Source organism: Streptosporangium sp. G11, assembly GCF_051192615.1.
Classification (GTDB): domain Bacteria; phylum Actinomycetota; class Actinomycetes; order Streptosporangiales; family Streptosporangiaceae; genus Streptosporangium.
In genome coordinates this window covers 130108-154440 of sequence record NZ_JBPJUQ010000007.1, presented here as the reverse complement: position 1 = coordinate 154440, position 24333 = coordinate 130108, and the positions used below count along the sequence as shown (strand labels likewise).

General features: G+C 70.3%; 18 protein-coding genes and 1 pseudogene. 10 read left to right on the top strand and 9 right to left on the bottom strand.

Translation table 11 applies throughout. The annotated features are described in order from the left end of the window. Positions 1 to 122: 122 nt before the first annotated feature. Positions 123 to 398: a hypothetical protein gene (locus ACSDR0_RS10170; protein ID WP_435288502.1), complete on the top strand. Its 276-nt coding sequence runs from the start codon at positions 123 to 125 to the stop codon at positions 396 to 398. Positions 399 to 412: 14 nt separating this feature from the next. On the opposite strand, the pseudogene ACSDR0_RS10165 reads toward ACSDR0_RS10170, so the two are convergent. Beyond that, positions 413 to 1648: pseudogene (locus ACSDR0_RS10165) on the bottom strand (RNA-guided endonuclease InsQ/TnpB family protein). Between the two features lie 122 nt (positions 1649 to 1770). Here ACSDR0_RS10165 and ACSDR0_RS10160 point away from each other — a divergent pair. Beyond that, on the top strand, positions 1771 to 2694 hold the full coding sequence (locus ACSDR0_RS10160; protein WP_435288501.1) for a hypothetical protein: 924 nt from the start codon (positions 1771 to 1773) through the stop codon (positions 2692 to 2694). Between the two features lie 87 nt (positions 2695 to 2781). On the opposite strand, the gene ACSDR0_RS10155 is transcribed toward ACSDR0_RS10160, so the two are convergent. The 3 genes from ACSDR0_RS10155 to ACSDR0_RS10145 form a co-directional block, all read right to left on the bottom strand. Further along, positions 2782 to 3132, bottom strand: coding sequence for a YbaB/EbfC family nucleoid-associated protein (locus tag ACSDR0_RS10155; RefSeq protein ID WP_435288500.1), 351 nt, complete (start codon positions 3130 to 3132; stop codon positions 2782 to 2784). Beyond that, the gene (locus tag ACSDR0_RS10150) at positions 3132 to 5372 is read right to left on the bottom strand and encodes a serine/threonine protein kinase (RefSeq protein WP_435288499.1); all 2241 of its coding nucleotides are present in this window, start codon (positions 5370 to 5372) and stop codon (positions 3132 to 3134) included. The genes ACSDR0_RS10155 and ACSDR0_RS10150 overlap by 1 nt, the downstream gene beginning before the upstream one ends. 148 nt (positions 5373 to 5520) lie before the next feature. Then, the gene (locus ACSDR0_RS10145; protein ID WP_435288498.1) at positions 5521 to 6717 is read right to left on the bottom strand and encodes a S8 family serine peptidase; all 1197 of its coding nucleotides are present in this window, start codon (positions 6715 to 6717) and stop codon (positions 5521 to 5523) included. Between the two features lie 261 nt (positions 6718 to 6978). Here ACSDR0_RS10145 and ACSDR0_RS10140 point away from each other — a divergent pair, with 261 nt between their 5' ends. The 3 genes from ACSDR0_RS10140 to ACSDR0_RS10130 all read left to right on the top strand — a co-directional run bounded on the left by ACSDR0_RS10140 (position 6979) and on the right by ACSDR0_RS10130 (position 12493). Further along, the gene (locus ACSDR0_RS10140) at positions 6979 to 7983 is read left to right on the top strand and encodes a methionine synthase (RefSeq protein WP_435288497.1); all 1005 of its coding nucleotides are present in this window, start codon (positions 6979 to 6981) and stop codon (positions 7981 to 7983) included. A gap of 120 nt (positions 7984 to 8103) precedes the next feature. Further along, complete coding sequence (gene ligA, locus ACSDR0_RS10135) at positions 8104 to 10284, top strand: NAD-dependent DNA ligase LigA (RefSeq protein WP_435288496.1); 2181 nt, start codon at positions 8104 to 8106, stop codon at positions 10282 to 10284. Between the two features lie 127 nt (positions 10285 to 10411). Continuing rightward, a complete protein-coding gene (locus ACSDR0_RS10130) occupies positions 10412 to 12493 on the top strand; it encodes a putative bifunctional diguanylate cyclase/phosphodiesterase (RefSeq protein WP_435288495.1) in 2082 nt (693 codons plus the stop codon). A gap of 64 nt (positions 12494 to 12557) precedes the next feature. Here ACSDR0_RS10130 and ACSDR0_RS10125 read toward each other — a convergent pair whose 3' ends face one another. Continuing rightward, entirely contained in the window at positions 12558 to 13973 is a 1416-nt protein-coding gene (locus tag ACSDR0_RS10125; protein ID WP_435288494.1) for an ATP-binding protein, read from the bottom strand. A 291-nt stretch (positions 13974 to 14264) separates the two neighbouring features. On the opposite strand from ACSDR0_RS10125, the gene gatC reads away from it, so the two are divergent. The 5 genes from gatC to gatB all read left to right on the top strand — a co-directional run bounded on the left by gatC (position 14265) and on the right by gatB (position 19294). Further along, positions 14265 to 14564, top strand: a complete 300-nt coding sequence (gatC, locus tag ACSDR0_RS10120) for an Asp-tRNA(Asn)/Glu-tRNA(Gln) amidotransferase subunit GatC (RefSeq protein ID WP_329085297.1) — start codon at positions 14265 to 14267, stop codon at positions 14562 to 14564. Then, the gene (gatA, locus tag ACSDR0_RS10115) at positions 14561 to 16051 is read left to right on the top strand and encodes an Asp-tRNA(Asn)/Glu-tRNA(Gln) amidotransferase subunit GatA (RefSeq protein ID WP_435288493.1); all 1491 of its coding nucleotides are present in this window, start codon (positions 14561 to 14563) and stop codon (positions 16049 to 16051) included. Before gatC ends, gatA begins: the two co-directional genes overlap by 4 nt. Positions 16052 to 16112: 61 nt before the next feature. Beyond that, the gene (locus ACSDR0_RS10110) at positions 16113 to 17201 is read left to right on the top strand and encodes an AAA family ATPase (RefSeq protein ID WP_435288492.1); all 1089 of its coding nucleotides are present in this window, start codon (positions 16113 to 16115) and stop codon (positions 17199 to 17201) included. Continuing rightward, a complete protein-coding gene (locus tag ACSDR0_RS10105) occupies positions 17198 to 17767 on the top strand; it encodes a hypothetical protein (RefSeq protein WP_435288491.1) in 570 nt (189 codons plus the stop codon). Before ACSDR0_RS10110 ends, ACSDR0_RS10105 begins: the two co-directional genes overlap by 4 nt. A 21-nt stretch (positions 17768 to 17788) precedes the next feature. Next, positions 17789 to 19294 (top strand): Asp-tRNA(Asn)/Glu-tRNA(Gln) amidotransferase subunit GatB, encoded by a 1506-nt coding sequence (gatB, locus tag ACSDR0_RS10100; protein WP_435288490.1) that lies wholly within the window; start codon positions 17789 to 17791, stop codon positions 19292 to 19294. Positions 19295 to 19620: 326 nt separating this feature from the next. On the opposite strand, the gene ACSDR0_RS10095 is transcribed toward gatB, so the two are convergent. The 4 genes from ACSDR0_RS10095 to ACSDR0_RS10080 form a co-directional block, all read right to left on the bottom strand. Next, positions 19621 to 19926 carry a hypothetical protein gene (locus tag ACSDR0_RS10095; RefSeq protein WP_435288489.1) on the bottom strand — a complete coding sequence of 102 codons (306 nt, stop codon included), beginning with the start codon at positions 19924 to 19926 and terminating at the stop codon, positions 19621 to 19623. 333 nt (positions 19927 to 20259) lie between these two features. Next, the gene (locus tag ACSDR0_RS10090; protein WP_435288488.1) at positions 20260 to 21477 is read right to left on the bottom strand and encodes a helix-turn-helix domain-containing protein; all 1218 of its coding nucleotides are present in this window, start codon (positions 21475 to 21477) and stop codon (positions 20260 to 20262) included. A gap of 82 nt (positions 21478 to 21559) precedes the next feature. Further along, on the bottom strand, positions 21560 to 23056 hold the full coding sequence (locus ACSDR0_RS10085; RefSeq protein ID WP_435288487.1) for a hypothetical protein: 1497 nt from the start codon (positions 23054 to 23056) through the stop codon (positions 21560 to 21562). 278 nt (positions 23057 to 23334) lie between these two features. Then, a complete protein-coding gene (locus tag ACSDR0_RS10080; protein WP_435288486.1) occupies positions 23335 to 24168 on the bottom strand; it encodes a DUF4352 domain-containing protein in 834 nt (277 codons plus the stop codon). Positions 24169 to 24333 lie beyond the last annotated feature (165 nt).

The window sequence follows — 24333 nt, the reverse complement described above, 5'->3', positions numbered from 1 at the left end:
GTTCAGGGGGTTCTCTTGTCATTCCCTCCGGAACCGACGGACATCAGTCCGGCCGACCTGAAAAACGCAAGGAAGACTTCCACGCCGAGCGCGACGAGCTCGGCAAGGCCTTCACCGAGGCCATGGTCGCCCTCGACGGTCTCGGAAACTTCTGGGGCACCGACGAGGCCGGTCAGAAGTTCGCGGGCGGCGAGGGCGGCAAGGGCTACCTCGCCGCCAGGGACGAGGCCAAGACCCACGTCGAGCACATCAGGGACGGCTACGGCAGGATCGGCGACAACCTGAGCCTGGTCGGTGACAACGTCACCGGGGCCAACTGGGCCACGGTCGAAACGCTGGTCACCGCGATCGTCGGCCCCGAGATCAGCGTTCCCGCCACCAAGGCGGAACTCGATTGACATCCTCCCCACGGCTAAAGCCGGGGGACTCCAACCCTCACGGGTTGGGTTTCCTGCTTCACCGGGCCGCGCCTTCGCCGCTTTCGCGGATCGGGTCTCACCAGCCCTCCACAGGCGTTTTACCTCTCCGCCAGCCCGGCGGCGAGGATGTTCTTAGCCGCGTTCACGTCCCGGTCATGGGTTGCGCCGCAGGCGCACACCCAATCACGGACGTTGAGCGGCATGGACTGCTGGATCGTGCCGCAGGCCGAGCACAGCTTCGACGATGGGAACCAGCGGTCCACGACCAGCAGTTCCCGCCCGTACCACTGTGCTTTGTACTCCAGCATGGTCCGCATCTCCCGCCAGGAGGCATCCGAGATGGCGCGGGCCAGCTTGTGGTTCTTCACCATGTTGCGCACGGTGAGGTCCTCGATCACGACCGTTTGGTTCTCACGGACGAGCCGAGTGGTGAGCTTGTGCAGGACGTCGCGGCGGCGGTCGGTGATCCGGGCATGCACCCTGGCGACCTTGCGTTTCGCCTTGGCTCGGTTCGCGGACCCCTTCTCCTTGCGGGCGAGGTTCCGCTGAGCGCGGGCCAGCTTGCGCCGGTCGGCTTGCTCGTGACGCGGGTTGACGACCTTGCCGTCCGCGTCGCTCACGCCCTGGATCGGACGGGAAAGCGTGACCAGGGCGGTGACCCCCGCATCGACGCCGACCGCGCTGGTCGTCGGGTCAAGCGGCCCAATCGTGTCCTCACAGAGGATCGACACGAACCAGCGCCCGGCCGCGTCCTTCGACACGGTCACCGTGGACGGGTTTGCGCCCTCGGGCAGCGAACGCGACCACACCACGTTCAGCGGGCCGTCCATCTTCGCCAGGGTGAGCCGACCGTCCCGGTACTTGAACGCGGAGCGGGTGTACTCGGCGCTGAGCCGCGACTTCTTGCGGGACTTGAACGTCGGGTACTTGGCCCGCTTGGCGAAGAAGTTCGTGAACGCCGCCTGAAGGTGGCGCAGCGCCTGTTGCAGCGGCACCGACGACACCTCGTTGAGGAAGCCGAGGTCGTCGGTCTTCTTCCACTCGGTCAGCGCGGCCGACGACTGCACGTAGGAGACCTTGCGACCCTCCAGCGTGTAGGCGCGGGTCCGCTCCTCCAGGGCCTTGTTGTACACGAGGCGGGCGCAGCCGAACGTGCGAGACAGCTCCGCTGCCTGCTCATTCGTCGGGTAGAAGCGGAACTTGCAGGCCCGCTTCACGATCTGCGCCATGCCTCACATTCTACCGAACGATCAGTTGAGTGTGGACATGTGTTCGATCCCAGAGCACGCGGCGCCGTGCCGCGTTTCCTCCCCAGGGCTAAAGCCCGGGGTCTCCACACTGGAGGTATCCGATGAGCGTGCTGGGGTTCGTCAAGGCCAATCCAGTCAAGACCGCGATGGGGGCCGGTTCCATCGGCGCCGCCGGATTCGTCACGGCGATGCTCGGCGTGAGCTGGCCGGACGCCGATCCGGACAAGCTGCGCAGGGCGGCGGACATCTGGGACGGCCTGGCCGAGACCATCGACCGCACCGGGGGCGAGGCGAACGGTGTCGCCGAGCAGGTCTGGAAGAACAACAGCGGTCTGGCGGTGCAGGAGTTCAGGAAGCTGTGGACGGACCTCTTCCGCGCCTATCCCGGCGACGTCGCCACGTTCTGCCGGGCGATCGCCACGGCCTGCCGTGACTACGCCCGCGCCGTGGAGATCACCCAGTACGTGCTCATCGTGCTCGCCGTCCAGGCCTGGGTGAACATGGTCTACACGGTCGCCTGGGCCTGGGCCACCGCGGGCGTCGGCGCGGCCGTGCAGAAGCAGATCATGGACAGGTTCCTCAAGGGACGCGCCATCCTGCAGAAGAAGCTCTTCAAGCTCAGTGTCGAGAAGATCATCTATAACTCGTTCTACTACCTGGGCGACAGCGTGCTCTACGCGGGCGGCCAGCAGGTGATCCAGTGGAGCGTCTTCGAGCTCTCCGGGGTCAAGAAGGACCTCACCGGCAACGACGTCACCGGCAAGGGCGAGAACGCCGCGCAGTTCGGCCGGGGCTTCGCCTCCAACATGGCCTTCAACGGCGTCTACGACCTGACCAAACTCGGCCCCTGGGGCAGGGCCTTCCCCCCCAACGCGGTGGGCAACCTGATGTCCCGGCTGGCCGGCTCCGGGACGTACACCTTCACCGACAACACGCTCCAGGGAAACCCCGACGCTCCCACCTGGGAGCAGTGGGTCTCCAAGCTGATCGTGCACGGCTCCCGCACGGCCAAGCCACCGGCCTGAGCCGGCCCCACGGTGGGGAACGCGTACTCCCCGAAGTCCGGCCCCGGGCCTTCGCCCGGGGCCGGACCTCGTGACGGGGTCGGACGCTCAGCCCTTGAAGGGGTCTTCCAGGAGCGAGTTCAGCAGCGCGCCGGTCTGCTCGGCCGCGTCCCTGGTGGCCTCGCCCGAGGCCTCCAGGATCGCCTCCGCGAGGGCCTCCGAACCCAGGCGGAGGGCACGCGGGTCGATGCGGAGGGCCGCCAGCGCACCGCTGGCCAGCACTTCCACCGACCCGTGGCCACCGGCCGCCTCACCGCGGCCCCTGGCCTCGGCCAGGCTCTGGCCGACCTCCTCCATCCGGGTCGTCTGCTCCTCGATCACCGTGAGGAGCAGGTCCGCCTCCGGATCCCCGGTCGGTGAGTACGGTTCGCCGGACACGCCCTCTCGCTCGCCGCGCATTACTTGCAGTTCCCCCAGTCGGCAGAGGAGGAGCCGGCGGGGCCGCCGCCGTTGAAGCGCACGCACTTGCCCTGGGAGGGAAGGACGACCGGGCCCGCGTAGTACTCGTAGTTGCCGCGGTCGCTCTTGGTGGGGCCGCCCTGGACCTCAAGGGTGACCCAGAGCGGGGACGCGACCCCCACGCTCTCGCTCTTCAGGGCGACCACGCAGGTGTTCTTCGCGGTGCCGCTGAAGAGCTGGTAGATGGTCCCGCCCTTGAACGGGAGCTGCCGCTGCACCGAGAAGCCCGGCCCGCAGACCTTCTCCGGGGTGTAGGGGTTGGTGCGCTGCGGCGGGGGCGACGACGGCTTCGTGAACGTGGGCGAGATCGGCTGCACCGTCGGCCTGATCGTCGGCCTGATCGTCGGCCTGATCGTCGGTCTGGCCGTCTGCGAGGGCCTCCAGGACGGTCTGGTCGGGGACGGCGTCGGCTTCGCGGTCTGCCGGGCCGGCGGCGGCGCCGGTGTCGCCGTCGAGGTGGGAGTGGGGGTGGGGGTCGGGCCGGGAGTTCCCGGGGGCGTGGTCGGCGTCGGGGTGGGCCCCGGGGTGCCCGGCGGGGCCGGGGTCGGGGTGGGGCTCGGGACCGGGGTCGGCGTCCCGGACGGGGGCGCCTCCGGCTCGACGGTCAACGACGGGGTCGGCGTCGGGGTCGGCTGGACCGACGTGGGCGACGCCGCGGCGGAGGGAACCCCGGCCGTGGGAGTCGGCACCCCGGGCGCGGTCGGAGCCGCGGTGAGCGGCGCCGTCGGCACGGGCATCGGAGGATTGGTGTACGGGCCGATGGTCGGGACCTGGGGCAGCCCGGTGGGGGCGTCGCTGGGCAGCTGCAGCGGACCCACCTCCGCGACCTCGGGGTCGGGCGTCGTCCCCCAGGGCACGGTCACCTTGCCCGTGGGGTCGTCCCCGGCCTGCACCGGGTCCTGCCCCTGCGGCTCGTCTCGTGACTGGTCCGCCAGCCCGAGCGAGACCTCGGGTAGCGCGCCGTTGGCGGAGGCCCGCTCCAGGTCGCTCAGGGCGGTGTACCGCCCCGCGGCCCACAGCCCGAGGCCGGAGAGCAGGACGATCACGCCGACACAGGCGGCCAGCGCCATCGAGAAGTTGCCCGTCCTCGGGCGGTCCCTGGCGGCGTTCGCGGGTGCCGGGTCCGGGGCTCCGGGAGCGGGGGACGCGGCCTGGGGAAGCTGCGGAGCTCCCCAGACCGACGTCGCGGGCTCCGCCTGTCGCGGTACGGACGCGCCGGGGGCGTTCTCGCCCCGGAAGGAGTCGACCCCGTCGGTGGCCCCCGCGATGCCCGTACCCGGCCGTGCCCCCACTTCGGTGCCCGCCGCCCCGATGTCCGTTCCGGTACCCGAGACGGTGCCGGAAACGGTGCCGGGGACAAGGCCGGGAAGAGAGGGGAGCGCGGGATCGGTGGCGACGCCGGGGAGGGGAGCCGGCGTGTCCGAAGCCTCGGGCTCGCCCAGCAGGCGCAGCATGGCGGCCTTGGCGTCCGGGCGTTCCTGCGGGCGCCCGTCCAGGCAGGCGGTGAGGACGGGACGCAGCTCCGAAGGCAGGCCGGTCAGGTCCGCGAGGCCTTCCAGGACCTTCTCCGGCCGGCCGCCGAAGGGCGGTCGCCCGGTCGCGGCGTAGACGACCGTGGCCGCCCAGGCGAAGAGGTCCGCGGGCCTGCTCGCCTCCGGCGTCGAGGAAACGGCGGAGGCGGCCTCCTCGCGGACGTGCTCGGGGGCGCGGTAGTCCGGCTCCCGCTCGCCCGTGACGGGTTCGAGCCCGATGTCGAAGACGCGCGGGCCGTCCGGGCCGAGCAGCACGGTGTCGGGGGTGAGCGACCCGTGGGTGAGACCGGACAGATGGAGCGCCGTCAGCGCGGTGAGCGTGCCGACGGCGAACCGCTCCAGCGCGTCACCGGTGAGCGGCCCCTCCTCGGCCACCGCCTGCCGCAGCGTGGGCCCCTCGACGTGCTCGCGGACCACGTACGGGCGGTCGTCGAACCAGCCGACCTCCAGCAGCCTGGCGGTGTGCGCCCCGGACGCGCGCTTGGCGGCGTGCAGCTCGTTCGTGATCCGCTCCCGCACCCGGGGGTCGGGAGCCTCCGGCTCGGCGGTGAGGAGGCGGATGACGCGGATGGTGTCGTCGTCAGGAAGATGCCCCAGGTAGACGGCGTGTCCTGCGTCCGGGGCGAGCCGGCCGACCAGGATGTACACACCAATACGCTTGGGATCTTCGGGCAGTAATGGGTGCAAATACCCCATTGCATTCCTTCCAGCACAGCTGTCAATAAAGCCGCTTTAAGCTAATTGGGCACCATCCAACCAAATTTGGCGCACCAGGTCGTATTTTTAATCCCGTTCGTTACGTTTGGTTCCCGACGGAGCCCGGCCGCCAGCCCCTGCGGCGCCCCATCGGGACCGCGATGCCCGCCACCGTGACCAGGACGCCCACGACGAGCGCTCCCAGCGCGACCCAGATCGAGATCGAGATGGCCCGGGAATCCTCGGGAGGCGCCGGCCGCACCGCGTTCCCGGGCAGCGGGGCCGCCTGGCGCGGCGCGAGCGCCACCTGCTCGGACGGCAGGATCGCCGAGACCGCCAGCAGCGGGTTGACCATCCCCGCCCCGGTGCCCGCCCCCGCGCCGCCGTCGGCGGTCAGCTCGACGCGCCGCCGTACCCGCACGTTGTCCAGCCCGGGGTGGCGGGCACGGACCAGCGCGACCACCCCGGCCACGTACGGGGCGGCGAAGCTGGTGCCCTCCAGGTCCTCCCGGTAGGCGCGCCCGGCCCAGGTGCTCGTGACGTTCCGGCCGGGGGCCAGGACGGAGACGGGGGTGACGGCGTTGGACGAGTCGGCCCTCACCCCGTCGGGACCGGCGGCCCCGACCGAGAGGACCCCCTCGTAGGCGGCCGGGTAGGCGGGCGCCGGGGTGCCGTCCTCCTTCTGCACGTTGCCGGCCGCGGCCACCACGACCGCGTCCATGGCGAGGGCGTAGGCGACCGCGTTGCGCAGGTCGGCCTGGTCGCTCGCCTGGACCGAGACGTTGATCACGTCGGCGCCCAGCTGGGCGGCCCGCACGATGGCCATGGCCAGCCGGCCCACGTCGCCGGTGCCGTCCTCGGTCTGCTTGATGGAGATCAACTTCGCCCGCGGCGCGACCCCGGTGAAGGGCACCCCCTTCATCTCGGCCGCCGCGATGATGCCCGCCACCGCCGTGCCGTGGCCGAGGCAGTCGCGGTTTCCGGTGGAGGTCAGGTCGATGGACCGGATCCCCCTCAGCTGGGGGTGCCTGGTGTCCACCCCGCTGTCGACGACCGCGACGGTCACCCCGGCGCCCTTGGTCAGCTCCCACACCTCGGGGAGGCTGAGCCGTCGCTGGGCCCAGGACTCCCCGATGCTGGTCGTGCCGCGCTTGGGGTTGCATTTGGCGGGCGCGGCCTCCACCCCCGCCGTCGAGGTGGTTCCCGCCGCCCTCGCGCCCACCGTCACCTTCGCCACGGCCGGCGGCGCCGCGATCGCCGCCAGCACCAGCACCGTGACGAGCATTCGACCGATCACGAAACGCCCCCAGAACAAACCAGAACGAACGGTCTCCCGAGCGAAACGGCCCCCATGCCGAGACGCTTCCGGGGCGAGAAGGCCCCAGAAACGGGTGAATACCGGGCAGCACCCTACTCAGCTTGATCGCACGCCGTCACGGCGTGGCGGGATTCCCCCGGCCGGAGGCGCGATCCGGCGGTCATAGGCTGGCCGTGGGCGGGCGAGCCGGGCAGGCGCCCGCGGCCCCGCCCACGTCCCGACGCGAAACCAGGAGCAGTCTTGAGCCATTACCCATGGGGTGAGGCGACCGCGACCGGCATCGGGTCGCATCCGGGAGAGGACCACGCCGAGGCGGTCAGGGTCGCCTTCGGCGAGTCGCCCGCGCTGCCGTACCTGCCGGAGTTGCCCGCCCGAGGTGTCGGCGCCGACATGATCGGGCGCACCGCCTCACTCCTGCTGGAGCTGCCCGTCGAGGTGCAACCCTCGGGCTGGCGGTTCGCCGACAGGCCCGGCCGCGACTTCAAGCGCGCCCGCGACCATCTCGTGCGCGACCTCGACGGGCTGGAGGAGGTGACCCAGGGGTACGAGGGGCCCTTCAAGATCCAGGTGTGCGGGCCGTGGACGCTGGCGGGGGCGATCGAGCTCCGGTACGGCGACAAGACGCTCGCCGACCCGGGGGCGGTGCGCGACCTGGTGGACTCCCTGACCGAGGGACTCGCCGCGCACGTCGCCGACGTGCGCCGCAGGGTGCCCGGCGCCTCGCAGATCGTGGTCCAGATCGACGAGCCGGGGCTGCCCGGCGTCCTCATGGGCACGGTGCCGACCGCCTCGGGCTTCGGGCGGCTGGCCGCCGTCGACCGCCAGATCGTCGCCGACCGGCTCGCGGCGGTGCTCCCCGCGGAGACGTTCACGGTCGTGCACTGCTGTGCCCCCGGCGTGCCCTTCGGTGTCCTGCGCGCGGCGGGCGTGGGGGCCGTCTCGCTGGACGCCCATCTCATGAGGAGGCGCGACGAGGACGCGATCGGCGAGACCGTCGAGGCCGGGACCGCCCTGTTCCTCGGTGTCGTCCCGGGCGTGGACTCCAAGATCCCGGACATCGACGTGGTCGCGAAACCCGCCGTCGAGCTCTGGCGCCGTCTCGGCTTCCCCACCTCGACCCTGGCCTCGCAGGTCGTGCTCACCCCCTCCTGCGGCCTGGCCGGGGCCTCGCCCGCCTACGCCAGGGCAGCCCTGGCCGCCTGCCGCAAGGCGGCGGGCGTGCTGCGGGACGACCCCGGCGAGTAATGCCTTGCGGCGCCGTACGGGAGCGGCGAGGGCTTGTCCAACTCGGAGCAATGGCGGGGTCGCGTTGTCGGTGCCCGAGGATACGTTTGTCTTGGGCCACGACGATGGGAGGACCGGGCGATGGGTGCTGAGGTCGAGGGTGTGCCGGTGTCGGCGCTGGAGCGGCACGCGGAGCTGAGCGAGCTGGTCGAGGAGGCCAACTGGCGTTATCACGTGCTCGACTCGCCCACCGTGAGCGACGCCCAGTACGACACGTGGATGCGCGAGCTGCGCGAGCTGGAGGAGGAGAGCCCGACTCTCCGCACACCCGACTCGCCCACCCAGAAGATCGGCGCGCCGATCTCCAGCGACTTCACCCCGGTCAAGCACCTGCAGCGCATGGAGAGCCTCGACAACGCCTTCAACGCCGACGACCTCGCCTCCTGGCAGGCGAGGGCCGAGCGGCTGGCCGAGCGCGACCCCGCGCCCTACCTGTGCGAGCTGAAGATCGACGGCCTGGCGATCGCGCTGCTCTACGAGAAGGGGCGCCTGACGAGGGGCGCGACCAGGGGCGACGGCCGCGTCGGCGACGACGTGACGGCCAACGTCCGTACGATCGCCAACATCCCCCACCGCCTGACCGGCGACGACGTGCCCGACGTGGTGGAGGTCAGGGGCGAGGTCTACATCCCCGTCGAGGAGTTCGAGAAGCTCAACGAGCAGCTGGTCGAGGCGGGCAAGGCGCCGTTCGCCAACCCGCGCAACTCCGCCGCGGGCTCCCTGCGGCAGAAGGACCCGCGCGTCACCGCGCAGCGGCCGCTCTACATGATCGTTCACGGCATCGGCAAGTGGGAGGGTGCCGTCGCGCCCCGCGCCCAGTCGGAGGTCTACGAGCGGCTCAAGGGGTTCGGCCTGCCGGTCAGCGACCTCTACAAGGTCGTCGACGACCTCGACGGCATCAACGCCTTCATCGAGTTCTACCGCGAGCACCGCCACGACCCGGCCTACGAGATCGACGGCGTCGTGGCCAAGGTCGACCGCATCGAGCTGCAGAACAATCTGGGCTCCACCAGCCGGGCCCCGCGCTGGGCGATCGCCTACAAATACCCGCCGGAGGAGGTCAACACCAGGCTCCTCGACATCCAGGTCGCGGTGGGCCGCACCGGCAGGGTCACGCCGTACGGAGTGATGGAGCCGATCGTCGTGGCGGGCTCCACGGTCGAGCGGGCCACGCTGCACAACGCCTCCGAGGTGGCGCGCAAGGGCGTGCTGATCGGCGACACCGTGGTGCTGCGCAAGGCGGGCGACGTCATTCCCGAGATCGTCGGCCCGGTCGCCGACCTGCGCGACGGCACCGAGCGCGAGTTCGTGATGCCGGGGCGCTGCCCGGAGTGCGACACCGAGCTGGCGTACGAGAAGGAGGGCGACGCCGACCTGCGCTGCCCCAACACCATGGCGTGCCCCGCCCAGCTCCGCGAGCGCATCTTCTTCGCGGCCGGGCGCAGGGCGTTCGACATCGAGGGGCTGGGCTACGTGGCGGCCACCGCGCTGACCCAGCCGCTGCCGCCGCAGGAGCCGCCGGTCCGCACCGAGGCGGACCTGTTCGACCTGACGATGGAGCAGCTGCTGCCGATCAGGTCGGTGGTCCGCGACCCCGACACCGGCCTGCCGAAGACCGATCCGGAGAGCGGCGAGCAGAAGGTCGTCACCTTCTTCGCCAACCAGAGCGGCGAGCCGAGCAAGAACGCCGAGAAGATGCTGGAGCAGCTGAAGAAGGCCAAGGGCCAGCCGGTCTGGCGGGTGCTCGTCGCGCTCTCCATCCGGCACGTCGGCCCCCCGACGGCCCAGGCGATCGCCGACGAGTTCCGTTCGATCCCCGCGATCGCGGAGGCCTCGGAGGAGGAGCTCGCCGCCGTCGAGGGCGTCGGCCCGCGCGTGGCCGCGGCGATCCACGACTGGTTCACGGTCGACTGGCACCGGGAGATCGTCGAGCGGTGGGCGGCCGCCGGGGTCCGGATGGTCGACGATCCCCCGGCCGGGCAGCTCCCGCAGACCCTGGCCGGGCTGACCTTCGTGGTGACCGGCACGCTCGCCGACTTCACCCGCGACCAGGCGGGCGAGGCCCTGAGCGGCCGGGGCGGCAAGGTCACGGCGTCGGTGTCGAAGAAGACGTCCTTCCTGGTGGCGGGGGAGAACGCCGGTTCCAAGTTCGACAAGGCGGTCAAGCTCGGCGTGCCGATCCTCGACGAGGCCGGCCTGCGGGTCCTGCTGACCGAGGGGCCCGAGGCGGCGTCGGAGATGACGATGCGCCCCGAGGAGTAGCGGGCCGCCCCGCTCCTGTGTCTCAAAAACGTGCGAATTGTCAGTGACGGAACGTGCGCAATCGGTTTCGCGAAGTGGCCCGTAGGCCGTACTCTCCCATAGTGAACTAATGGGGGTTTTGTTACTCATGGCCGACCCAACCGACACCCGCGACACCGGACCGCGACCGGGAACGCCCCTGTGGGCCTATCTCGCCGCGGTCATCACGATCGGGTTCACCGCGCTCGTCGTGTCCCAGCTGCGCATAGACATGGTGGAGGCCGCGGAGCTCGTCCGCAGCCCGCTGTTCTGGATGCTCGCGACCCTGATCGTGCTGGGCGAGCTGCGGCCGGTGGTCCTGTCGTCGTCGATGACGGTGGGCGGCACATACCCGTCGACCATGTTCACCTTCGCCGTGCTGCTCCACTACGGCCTGCCGGTCGCCGTGCTGTCGCAGGCGGTCGCCATGGTCGTCAACGGGGCCGTCACCCGCAAGGCGTGCCATCGGGTCATGTTCAACATCGCGCAGGCGACGCTGGCCTGCAGCGCGGCCGGGCTGGTGCTCGGGCTGTTCGGCGACCGGCCCGTCACGGTGACCTCCGGGGTGCCTGAGGGGTCCGACCTGCTGGCGATCGGCCTGGCCGGGCTCGCCTACTTCGTGGTCCGGGCCCTGCTGGTCTCCGGCGCGGTGGCGCTGCACGAGCGCAGGTCGATCCACCGGGTGATCAAGACCACGATCGGCCACCAGAGCCTCGTCTACGCCGGGCTGCTCGGCCTGGCCCCGCTCGTCGTGGTGGTGATGAACCACTCGGCGGCCCTGGTGCCGCTGTTCCTGGCGCCGATGGCGGCGGTTTACTTCACCGCCACCATGTCGGTCCGCCGCGACCACCAGGCGATGCACGACGGGCTGACCGGGCTGCCCAACCGCAAGATGCTCGTGCTCAGCACGGAGGAGGCGCTCGCCGAGGCGCGGGACGGCGAGCGGGTCGGCCTGTTCCTGCTCGACCTCGACCGGTTCAAGGAGATCAACGACACCCTCGGGCATCCGGTCGGCGACCAGCTCCTGCAGCTGGTCGCGCACCGGCTCACCCACAGCGTCCGTCCCGGTGACGTGGTGGCCAGGCTCGGCGGCGACGAGTTCGCCGTCCTGCTGCCCTCGGTCAGGGACGCCACGGCGGCCAGGGAGGTGGCGGCGCGCCTGCGGGTGGCGATCACCGAACCGGTCCGGCTGGAGGGCATGAGCTTCGACCTGGACGCCTCGTTCGGCATCGCCATCTACCCCGACCACGCGCCCGACTTCGAGATGCTCCTGCAGCGCTCCGACGTGGCCATGTACCTGGCCAAGGAGGGCAGGACCGGGGTCGAGATCTACGCCGCAGACAAGGACCGCAACAGTCCCGAGCGGCTCAACCTCCTCGGTGACCTGCGCAGGGCCATCGACCGCTCCGAGCTGCGGCTGCACTACCAGCCCAAGCTCGACCTCGCCGGCGGGCAGGTGCGGGGCGTGGAGGCACTGCTGCGGTGGCGCCACCCGGAGCGGGGAATGATCTCCCCCGGGGAGTTCGTGCCGATGGCCGAGCAGTCGTACCTGATGCGGCACCTCACCGGCTACGTCATCGACGCCGCGCTGGAGCAGGCCGCCCACTGGTGGCACACCGGCCTGCACGAGCAGATCTCCGTCAACGTCTCGGCCCGCGACCTTCTCGACTGCGCACTGTCCGACCAGCTGGGAGCGGGCCTGGCGCGATACCGGCTGCCGCCCAAGGCGATCCAGCTGGAGGTCACCGAGCGCATCCTGATGACCGACCAGGCCTACACCGACGGCGCCGTCCGGGCCCTGACCGCGCTGGGGGTGCCGCTCGCGCTGGACGACTTCGGCACCGGTTACTCCTCGCTGGTCCGCCTGCAACGCCTGCCGGTCGCCGAGGTCAAGATCGACTCCTCGTTCGTCCGCCGCATCGGCGAGTCCAAGGACGACGAGCGGATCGTCCGCTCCATCGTCGACCTGGTCCGTTCCCTCGGCCTGCGCTCGGTCGCCGAGGGCGTCGAGTCGGCCGAGGTGGCCGCCCGCCTTGCCGACATGGGCTGTGACCTGGGTCAGGGCTGGCTGTTCGCCGAACCCATGTCCGCTGCCGACGCGACCGTATGGTTGCGCAAACACCGAGCCCTCGCCACGCACGACTTCGGCTTCCTGCGCCCCACCGAGATCCTGGATCCCCAGAGGGCTTAGTCCGGCCCCGATGATCTCGTCCGGGACGTTCGGGCGCTCGGACGGTTCGCGGTTTCCGAGGTGGCTAGTTCCACGCCCGGATGAGATCGTCGGGACCGTACGCGGCGGTGAGGCCGGAGCAGGACACTCCGCCGCGCGAGACCGCGACGAGCGGGGTCGGCTCGTCCGTCAGGGCCGCTCGGTGCCTGGCCAGCGCGGCGAGGTCGCGGTCGTCGAACGAGGCGTTCTCCAGCCACTTGATCGACCCCAGGAAGCACAGTCGCCGGGCGATCGGCCCCCTGTCCGCGCCCACGATGTCGATCTCCACGTCGTTGCTCCTGGTCCAGTAGGAGCCGATCGCGGGTGCCTCCGGCAACCTGTCGTCGGGGAGCAGCCGGGCCAGTGACTCGCGTATGAGGGGTTCCACGGCTCGACCCCGCCAGGTGCTCCACTGTGAGGCGACCCGCCGCATGGTCAGGTCACCTCTGCGGCGCTCTATCTCGGGCATGTGCGGTCGCAGGAAGTGGAGCCAGAAACGCAGGTAGGCGTCGGTCACGCGGTATCGGCGTTCCTTGGAGGGGCGGGTGGACAGCGGCAGCTCACCGGTCACGATCCCTTTGGAGGTCAGAAGCTCGGCCGCCCTGGAGAGAGTGCTGTGCGAGATCCCGCCCGCGCTTCTGGCGATGTTGGTGAACGTGCGCTCGCCGCTGCCGATGGCCCGCAGCACCTCACTCGCCTGGGCGGCGGACGGGAATTCGGCCGCGAGGGAGCGCTCGGCGGACACCAGAAGGGCCGAGACCGGGTTCGTCAGGGCGGTGTGCAGGTATTCCCAGAGCGACGCCCCGCGAGGCCACTCCCCGCAGACGAGCGGGAGGCCGCCGGTGACCAGGGCCGCGTCGAACGCGTCGGCGGCCGTGAGGCGGAGCATCTGCTGGATCTCACGGGGGTTGAGCGGCCCGACGATCATTTCGGTGCCGCGCTGGTGGAAGGGGCGCTCGTAGCTGTTCAGCGCCTCCATCATGGACAGGTCGGATCCGATGAGGATCAGCAGAACGGGCTTGCGGCTGAGGAACCGGTCCCAGGCGCGCTGGAGCAGCCCCTCGAAGGCGTCCACGCGGTCCATGAGATAGGGAACCTCGTCGATCACGACGATGGACGGGCTGTCGTCGGGGAGCGCGTCCGCCAGCAGTTGCAGCGCTCCGTTCCAGGTGCCGGGCGCCATCTCGGAGAACGCGTTCCGGCCGGGCAGGTCCGACATCGCGACGTCCGCCATGAGCTGGTGCAGTTCGCTCTGGGCGTCCGCCCGCGCCGAGGTGTAGAAGAGCGACGGCAGGCCGCTGCGGCCGATGAACTCCTCGGCCAGGGCCGACTTGCCGATCCGTCTGCGTCCCCGGATCAGCACGCACTGTCCGGGACGTCCGGTCGTCGCCTCCGCCCGGACGCGGTCGAGCAGAGAACCCAGGGCCGCCAGCTCGTGCTCCCTGCCGATGAACCGACCCACTGGCGCTCCCCAATACTTCCACTGGCGATAGTATCGCTGGCGATACTATCGCCAGTGGAAGTAGGAGCGTACTTCTTAGAAGTACGCTCCTACTTCCACGACGGCCGAAGTGTGGTCCGCGATCTTCCTGGGCCGCTTCCGCCGGGTCCGGCGGCCCGGGGACGGTCTTGACCGCTTCGAGTAAGAGATCTTCGCTTGGTTGCGGCGGTGTTAATGAGTCGGGACCCTCAGGTCGCGAGCCATAGGATGACACTGTCCAATTGCCATTCCACGAAACGGGTTCAACGACTCATGTCCGCCATAACCCGCGACGAGGTCGCTCACCTCGCCCGGCTGTCCCGGCTGGCGCTGGCCGACGAGGAGCTCGACCACTTCGCCGCCCAGCTCGATGTGATCATCGGTGCGGTCGCCCGCGTCGCCGAGGTGGCGGCCGACGACATCCCGCCGTCCTCGCACGCGCTCCCGCTCACCAACGTCTACCGCCCCGACGAGGTACGACCCAGTCTGACCCCGGAAGAGGCGCTGTCCGGCGCCCCCGCGGTCGAGGACGGTCGTTTCCGCGTCCCGCGTATCCTCGGGGAGGAAGCATGAGCCTCATCCGCAAGTCCGCCGCCGATCTGGGCGCGCTGATCGCGAGTGGCGAGGTCTCCGCCGTCGAGGTCGCCCAGGCCCACCTCGACCGGATGGCCGCCGTCGAGCCGAAGATCAACGCCTTCCTCCACATCGACGCCGAGACGACCCTGGAGCAGGCGCGGGTCGTCGACGCCCGCAGGGCCGCCGGCGAGGAGCTCGGCCCGCTGGCCGGGGTGCCGATCGCGCACAAGGACGTCTTCACCACCAAGGACATGCCGACCACGGCCGGATCGAAGATCCTCCAGGGCTGGAAGCCGCCGTACGACGCGACCGTGACCCGCCGCCTGCGCGAGTCCGGCCTGGTGATCCTCGGCAAGACCAACCTCGACGAGTTCGCGATGGGCTCCTCCACCGAGAACTCGGCGTACGGCGTCACCCACAACCCGTGGGACCTGTCCCGCATCCCCGGCGGCTCCTCCGGCGGCTCCTCCGCCGCGGTCGCCGCGTACGAGGCCCCGCTGTCCACCGGCACCGACACCGGCGGCTCGATCCGCCAGCCCGCCGCGGTCACCGGCATCGTGGGCATGAAGCCGACCTACGGCGGCTCGTCCCGCTACGGCCTGATCGCCTTCGCCAGCTCGCTCGACACCCCGGGCCCCTTCGCCCGCAACGTGCTCGACGCGGCGCTGCTGCACGAGGCGTTCTCCGGGCACGACGTCATGGACTCCACCTCCGTCGACGCCCCGGTGCCCTCGGTCGTGGAGGCGGCGCGCAACGGCGACGTGGCGGGGCTGCGCATCGGCGTGGTCAAGGAGTTCGGCGGCGACGGCTACCAGGCGGGCGTGCTCGCGCGCTTCCACGAGACCGTGGAGCTGCTGGAGTCGCTGGGCGCGAAGGTCTTCGAGGTCTCCTGCCCGTCGTTCACCACCGCGCTGCCCGCGTACTACCTCATCGCCCCCTCGGAGTGCTCGTCCAACCTGGCCCGCTTCGACGCCATGAGATACGGCCTGCGTGTCGGCGACGACGGCACGCGCAGCGCCGAGGAGGTCATGGCCCTGACCCGGGCGCAGGGCTTCGGCCCCGAGGTCAAGCGCCGCATCATCCTCGGCACGTACGCGCTGTCCAGCGGTTACTACGACGCCTACTACGGCCAGGCGCAGAAGGTCCGCACGCTCATCGCGCGCGACTTCGAGTCCGCCTTCCAGCAGGTGGACGTGCTCATCTCGCCGACGACGCCCACCACGGCGTTCCCGATCGGCGAGCGCGCCGACGACCCCATGGCGATGTACCTGGCCGATCTGTGCACCATCCCGACCAACCTGGCGGGCAACGCGGCCATCTCCGTGCCGTGCGGTCTGGCCGACGAGGACGGCCTGCCGGTCGGTCTGCAGATCATGGCCCCGGTGCTCGGCGACGACCGCTGCTACCGGGTCGGCGCCGCGGTCGAGAAGGCCCTCCAGAGCCGGTGGGGCGGCGACCTGCTGTCCAGGGCCCCGGAGCTGTAGGGCTTTTCCGGGACCGTGGGGTGAGGGCGAGGGGGCGACAGGTGACAGGGAGAACGGCGGCATGATCACTCGGATCGAGATCGACGGGTTCAAGTCCTTCTTGAGCTTCGATCTCGATGTGCCGCCCTTCCTCGCGCTGGTCGGCCCCAACGCGAGCGGCAAGTCGAACCTCTTCGACGCCGTGGGGTTCGTGGCGGCCGAGATCGAAGGTTCCGGCGGGCTGTTCGGGGCCACCCGCGGGCTGCCGGGCGAGCAGTTCCACCGGGTCGCCCACGGTTCGGCGGTGCCCGGATTCGTCGTCTCGGTGGAGGCGCTGGTCACCCCGGAGCCCGGTTCCGTGGTGCCGATCAGGTTCGACGTGGGCGCGGAGATGGTGCTGAAGATCCCCAGGTCCAGCGGGGCCGTCGTCAGCCACGTGGCCCAGCGGATCCCCGAGGAGCTGCTGGAGCTCATGGTCGAGGACCCCGACCCGGAGAACACGCCCCGCCGTACGGTCCAGTCCTGGCGCCGCTACTCGCCGTCACCCGCGGCGATGCGCCGCCGCTGCCCCTCGGCCAACCGGGGGCCGCTCGCGGCCGACGGCGCGAACCTGGCCGCGGTGCTCGGGCGGATGGCGGGTACCGAGGCGCTGGCCGACCTCGCGGCCGATCTCGCGGGGGTGGTCCCCGACGTCACGGGGCTGGTGCCGCGCGTCGAGCGCGGGGAGTGCTCCTTCGACCTGCTCGTCGACGGCCAGGGGGTGGTTCCGGCGGCGCTGCTGTCCGACGGCACCCTGCGGATCCTCGGCCTGCTCGCCGCCCTGCACGACCCCGACCACCCGGGCACGCTGCTGGTGGAGGAGATCGAGAACGGCGTCCATCCGGCCCGTCTCGGAGAGCTGCTCCGGCGGGTGCGCCGCCGGATCACCGCGCCGGGAGGACCCGAGCCGCTGCGGCAGCTGATCCTCACCAGCCAGTCCCCGATCGTCGTCGCGGAGGTGTACCGGACCGAGCCGGACGCGCTGACGTTCCTCGACACCGCGGTCCGCGTCGACCCCGACAACGACCGGGTGTCGCGGGTCACCGTGGCCAAGCCGATCCAGCCGGACGGCGAGCCGGGCACGTTCGTCTCCCCCCGGCAGGTCCGCAAATACCTGGGCGCGGCGGCATGAGCAGCCGGCCGCTGGTCCCGGGACTCATCGCGGAGGGGGAGGCCGACGAGGGCTTCCTCGGTATCGTGATCTCCAGGCAGCTGCGCGAGCTCACCTGGATGTCGCCGTACGCCGTCGACGTCGAGGCGACGGAGGTCGTCTCCTGCGACCGGGAGCACATGGTCACCGCGCTGGAGGAGCTCGCGGCCGACTGCCACCTGCTCTTCACGCACGACGACGAGCGGGAGCGCCGCCGCAGAGACGGTGTCCGCTACCACTCGCACTACCTGGTGCCGGTGATCGGGCTGGGCGAGACGGAGGGCTGGCTGCTCGCCGACCCCGCCGCATGGGCGAAACTGGAGGGCAGCGACCTCAGCAGGCTGCCCGCGCGGCCCCGCGACGTCGAGAGGATCTCCGATCCCGCCGGGGTGCTGGCCACGACCGTCCCCCGGCGCGGCAAGCCTGCCCGCGACTACTTCGAGTACATAGGACGCAACATCGACCTCGCCGTTCTGGCCCAGGTGCCCGCCTACGCGAACTGGGTGGCCGAGACGAGAAACGCGTTGAAGGGACTGGGTTATCTATGAAGCAGGAAATGGTGAACGACAATGAGCGCTGAGACGTTGATGCCGTACGACGAGGCGCTGGAGCGCTTCGAGCCGGTGCTGGGCCTGGAGACGCACGTCGAGCTGGGTACCGCGTCGAAGATGTTCTGCGGCTGCCCGACCACGTTCGGCGCCCCGCCGAACACGCACGTCTGCCCTGTCTGCCTGGCGCTGCCCGGCTCGCTGCCGACGGCCAACGCCGCCGCGATCGAGGCGACCATCCGCATCGGCCTGGCGCTCAACTGCTCCATCGCCGAGTGGTGCCGCTTCGCCCGGAAGAACTACTTCTATCCGGACATGCCGAAGAACTACCAGATCAGCCAGTACGACGAGCCGCTCTGCTTCGACGGCTACCTCGACGTCGAGGTCGACGGCAAGACCGTCAGGATCGAGATCGAGCGGGTCCACCTGGAGGAGGACACCGGCAAGTCCACCCACGTGGGTGGCGCGACCGGCCGCATCCACGGTGCCGACTACTCGATCGTCGACTACAACCGGGCGGGCATCCCGCTGGTGGAGATCGTCACCAAGCCGGTCCCGGGGACCGACAGGCTCGCCCCCGAGGTCGCCCGCGCCTACGGCATCGAGCTGCGCGAGCTGGTGCGCAGCCTCGGCGTCTCGGACGTGCGCATGGAGGAGGGTTCCATGCGCTTCGACGTGAACGTCTCCCTCATGCCGCGCGGCTCCTCGGAGTGGGGCACCCGCACCGAGACCAAGAACGTCAACTCGCTGCGCAGCGTCGAGCGCTCCGTACGAGGTGAGATCGAGCGCCAGGCCGCGATCCTGGCTGACGGCGGCCGGATCATCCAGGAGACCCGCCACTTCCACGAGAACACCGGCACCACCACCTCGGGACGGTCCAAGGAGGAGGCGCAGGACTACCGCTACTTCCCCGAGCCCGACCTGGTGCCGATCGCCCCCGACCCGGCGTGGGTCGCCGCCCTCAAGGCCGCCCTGCCCGAGCTGCCCGGCACGCGGCGCAAGCGGCTCCAGCAGGAGTGGGGCGTCTCCGACCTGGACATGGCGGCCATGCACAACGCCGACGCCATCGCCCTGGTCGAGGCGACGGTCGCCGCGGGCGCCCCGCCCGCGGACGCCCGCAAGTGGTGGATGGGCGAGCTGGCCCGCCGCGCCAACGAGGCCGGGCTCCCGCTGAGCGCGCTGAGCATCACCCCCGACCAGATCGCCAGGGTGTGCGCGATGGTCGCCGGGGGAGCGCTGAACGACAAGCTGGCCCGCCAGGTGCTGGAGGGCGTGCTGAACGGCGAGGGCTCTCCCGACGAGGTGGTGGCCGCCCGCGGCCTGCAGATCGTCAACGACGAGGGCGAGCTGATGGAGATCATCGACCAGGTCCTGGCGAGCAACGCCGACGCGGCCGACAAGGTGCGCAACGGCAAGGTCGCCGCGGTCGGCGCCCTGGTCGGCGGCGTCATGAAGGCCAGCAGGGGCAAGGCCGACGCGGGCCGCGCCCGCGAGCTCATCCTGGAGCGCCTCGGCGTCTCCGGCTAGTCGGGCGTCCCCGGACAACCCGCGCGAAGGGTGTCCGAGAGGCCGCGCTGGAGGTTTTACGTGTAACCCGCGTCAAGGCTCCGCCGCCTCGTCGGGGTCCCGGGTGGTCCGGCCCCCCGGTAGGTGGACATACCCGGCCGGACGATGTGAACGGTGCCCCCGCCCCTCCTGGCGGGAGCACCGCCGCGACCGGCGTACGACGGCGCCGGACCCGGAGCGCCGTCCGGTCGCGCATGACCCGCGAGCGGCCCCTGGTCGTCCGCACCACCGCTCGCGGGAGTTCAGTACGACGACACACGGACAAGTCCGTGTGTCGTCGCGGCTGTTCAGGGGGCGGTGAAGGTGTGCCACGCCCGCGCGCTGTGCAGCCTTTCGACCTGGACGGGCAGTTCCGAAGCGAGTGCCTCGCCGGAGAAGCGCATGAACGTCTCCCGGACACCGGCCTGCCTCTGTTGTTGAGTGACGGTGGCCGGCAGGGTGGCGTACCAGACGGGGACGCTGAGATCGGTCACGCAGACGATCTCCCAGCCGGGATAGGCCTGTCGGAGCGCGGCGAGCCGGCGCTCGGCCAGTTCCCCCGCTTCCTCGGAGAACTGCGGTCCTCGGAGGGCTGGGTTCTCCTGGCTCGTCATCGTGAAGCCTCCCGCCGGGTCCGGGCTCGCTGTTCACACTCGTCGAGCTGGCGGCACAGGTCGCTCGGGCCGGGGGCGTGCGGGTACGGGTGCAGACGCAGCCCGGCACCGGGCGCGGGCCGGTGGCGTACCAGATGCCATTGACCCGCCAGATCCTCCAGGGCCGGAACGCGTGGCCGATGACCATGGCGAGCGCGTCGGCCTGGTCCTCGGTCAGGAGGAGTGGATCCTCGGCGTCCAGCGCGTGTGGTGATTCAGTGTTCCGGTGCATGTACAAAGCGTCACCGTTACGAGGGGTGGCGAAGTATCACGGGTTCGTGAAACCCGCACGTGCTACGGCAGGCCGAGCCAGCTCGCGAAGCCGCTGAGGTTCCGGGGACGCCGCCGTTCCAGGTCGACGAGCATCCGGACGGTTTCACGGACCATCGGGTGGTTGCGCGTCTGCTGGGGGGCGACACGGCGGGCGGCGAGCAGCATCTCCAGGGACTTTTGGCGATCGCCGTGGTAGAGCCAGCCGCGCGCCAGGTCGATGTAGTGGTGGCCGAGACGGACCGGTGCGACCGTCGGGGGGAGCGTGGCGTGCCGGGCGCGACGAACCGCCTCGCCGCCGTCGTACATCTCCACGGCGACCGCGACCTCGTGCATGATCACATTGGAGGACCCGAATTCGAGGCCGTAGTGGTTCGCGTCCCCGCCCAGCACGCGAGCGGCCTCGCGCGCGTGCTCGATGTGGTCGAACGCGGTCTGCCGGTCCGCCGCGCGGGCGGCAAAGATCGCGGATCGGAGGTGAGCGGCGCCGTACACGCTCAGCTCGGCGGGAGCCAGGCGGTCGAGATCCTCGCCGATGTTCCGACGAACTCGATCCAGAAGCATCAGGCCCTTGTCGTAGGTGGCCGTCGCCAGGAAAAGGGTCGACCGCTGCCACTGCGTGCGGGCGACGCGCAGCGGATCCTGGGACGCCTGGGCCGCCCACGCCACCCGATCCATGGCGGAGCTCCGCAGGCCGAAGTACCCCAGCGTGTAGGCGATCGCCGTCACCCCGGTGTACGCCTCGGACAGCAGCCCGAAGAGCTCGTCGCGCCGCGCGCCCTCGTTGGCGTGCGCGGCTCTCGTCAGCTCCTCCAGGAGACCCGGAAGCATCTCTCCCAGCTGGGCGTACCGGGCCCGCCGGCCCAGCGCGGACGCGCGACGCACGCTCGCCCGAAGCCGCTCCATCGATGGCGGCGAGATGTCCTCGTCGGGCAGATCCCATGTGAGGAGCGCACGCCGGATCTCGGGAACGCACTGGTGAACCCGGTTCTCACGCGCTTCGGGATCGCGGTACGGCTGGCCTGTCAGCTCGCCGAGCCCGATCCGCAGAGTTCGGGCCACGCCGGTGATGAGAGCCTGCGTGGCCGGTTTGTGCCCTCGTTCGACCTGGGCGATCAGGCTCTTGGAACAGGGCACTCGATCGGCGAGCTGCTGTTGCGTCAGGCCGCGCAACTTGCGGGCCTGGGCGATCCGCCGCCCGATTCGCTCTTCGCCAGGGGTATCCGCACCATCATCACGCATGAGCAGGCCCCGTACGTATCCGTAATGGTCTCGACGACCTCAGGCTACGTCCGGGGCCTTCGCATGTCATGGAAACAGCTGGTCAGGGTCGGTGTCGTAGGAAATCGATCATCTCGGTCCTGGTCTCCTCGTGCGGTTCGACCGATGCCGCCCGCCTCACCCAGTTTCTTGCCTCGTCCGGTACGGCCGAGGCCGGCCAGGTGGTCAGCGCGGCCAGGGCCGCGCGCCGGGTCCTGGTGACCCGGTTGCGCAGCGCCACGTCGATCAGTGCCAGCCCGATGCCGGGGAAGGCCTTCAGCCCGCCCACGACGGACTCCAGCGCTCGATCCGGCTTGTACTCCTGGCCGATGCCGCGGCGATCCCCCGGCCCGTCGGCCAGATCGGCCAGGGGAAGAAGGCGTTCGGCCAGGTCGCTGAGCTGTTCGGCCTCCTCGGCGGTGGCGAGCCCGATGGCGTGGTACCAGGCGAAATCGTCCAGCGGATCGGTCTCCAGACGGGCGACGATCTGCGGGACCACCTGTAGACGAAGTCTGTCGGCGGCCCACATCGCGTGGCTGAAATCGGCATGGTGTGGATCGGCCAGGCGCTCCAGCACGAGGTCGTTCCACCGGGGTCGAACGACGAGGTCCTCGTAGCGGTGGCGGAGTCGCGCGACCACGTCCGGGGGCCAGGGCGAATCGTCGCCGGGCTTACGCAGGAAGGCCAGGATTCTCAGTACGGCGTCCAGCCTGCCGAGCGTGGCCCGCCGGTCGGTGAGGAGGTCGGCGAGGCGATGCATGGCCGGTACGGCGTCGGCGTAGTCGCCCATGTCCTCGGCCGGGCCGCCCAGCGCCAGGGCGGCCAGGATGCCCGCGGCGCCGTCGAGCAGAGCGTCGTCGACGTCCGGTTCCAGCAGGGCCGAGTACAGGTCGCCGGTCGTGGCCGCGAGGTGGGCCAGGTACTCGTTCATGATCCCGTTGCGGAAACCGTCGCGGAGCAACCAGTCCTTGATCTGCGGATCGTCGCACCCCTTGAGCCGTTCCACCGCGTGGATGCGCCCCCAGCCCCGCACTCGGCGGGCCAGTTCGTAGGTGGCGCGTTGGCGGTCGGGCTGGGTGCGCCGCAGGGCCACCACCGCGTACAGGGTGAGCTCCTCCAGCGTGCCGAGCAGGAGCAGGAGCTCCCGGTCCCGCTCGTCCCCGCAGGCGCCGAGCAGCACAAGGCCGATCTTGACAGCGTCACGGCGGGTGCCGTGTTCGGCCAGATGCCGTCCGACCGCGCCGATACGGTCCCTGGGGAGTCGTTGTCGCCGGATCCGGTCGACGAGGCCGTCGGCGATACCGAGCGCTGACACGGTACCGAGCCGATCGTGCAGCAACAGGAGATCGTCGTGGGCGGGATCGCCGGTGACGAGCCTGCCGAGCAGGTCGGCGATCTCGATGACGGCGTCGTCGTCGGGCTCGATGCCGAAGTGATGGCTCTGGATGCCGTCCATGACGACGCTGCTGATGAACGGCTCGTCGCCGGTGGGGCGGGGCAGATCATCGGGGAGCCGGTAGGCGTCCTCGGGCCACGGACCGGGTCCGTAGCGCAGGGACATCGCGAGTGCGTGAGCGAGGAAGGTGGGGCAATCGTCAAGAGGATCGTCGCCCAGCTTCCAGGTGCCGGGGTTCACCGGCTGGGGCGATGGCCGCCCTTCCTGTAGGTCATGCCCGCCATGATGACCTATGGGGCGTCCGGATCGCAATCACGGGCCACCCACCCGGGCCGATGGCAAGAACCGCGGACCACCGTTCCCCGTGCCGACAGCGCCTCGGCGAACGCGCCGATCCCGCTAGGAGGAGTTTTCTGCAGGATCGGTCCATTATGTACATATTTTTATTTGGTCAGCCACTCGCCCTTGTGATCGGCGAATCCACTGTTCAGTGCGAACTGCAGCTTTTCGATTTTCGTGGTCTTGGGGACCTCGAAAACGATGACCCCCTTACGGCTGTCGCCGCTGCTCATCGTGACCGACCCGGCGAACGAGACGCCTTCCTGTATGTCGCCGAACGTTGATCGGTATTGCTGGCCCTCGGTGTCGATCAACAGGGCACCGTTGGACGGACTGTCGCTGTAGGCCTGCTGGCCGGTGTTTTCAAGGGTCAGTTGGATCGCGAAGAAGCGACTGCCGTCTTTCGGCTTGAGGAAGTCGGTCTTCGGTGTCGCGTTCTCGACGACCTTTTCGAGGGTCACGGCGACCTGGAGATCAGATTCGATGCCTCTCAGGGTGATCGTGCCACCTACGGTCGCCGTCGAAGGTTTGGATTCCGGCTCCTGAGTCGGCGCCTTCTCGATTTTCGCTTCGGTTTCTGCTTCGGTTTCCGCGACGGGAGCCGACTGGGCGGTGGTCGGCCGGTCTTTCCGCGTCGTCACCGTGGTGTCGTCGCTGACGCTGACGACGGCCGCGACGCAGCCGAACAGCAGCAGGATGGGGGCGCAGACGACGAGCAGCCAGAACGCGGCCCCCCTACCCGGCTTGCGTGGTGGCTCGCCGTACCCATGGCCGGGCGGCGGGTAAGGCCGGCCGTAGGGCTGCTCGTATCCGTGACCGGGTGGCGGGTAGGGCTGGCCGTAGGGCTGCTGGTGCTGCTGGGAGTAACCGTTTTGCGGGGATGGTGGCTGCCCGTACGGTCGCTGGTGTGGATCCTGTGGGCCGTACTGATTCGCCATCGGTGCTCCTGGGGCTAAAGGTGCATAGGGGACGCCCCGGATGTCCGCTCGGATGACACGGTCCGCGATTCTTCCGGCCTTTTCATGAATGCCGTGTGGTCAGGCACTCGACCGCAGGTTGGTAAGCGCCAGCCATTCGGCTGTGTTATCTCGAAAATTGGGCTA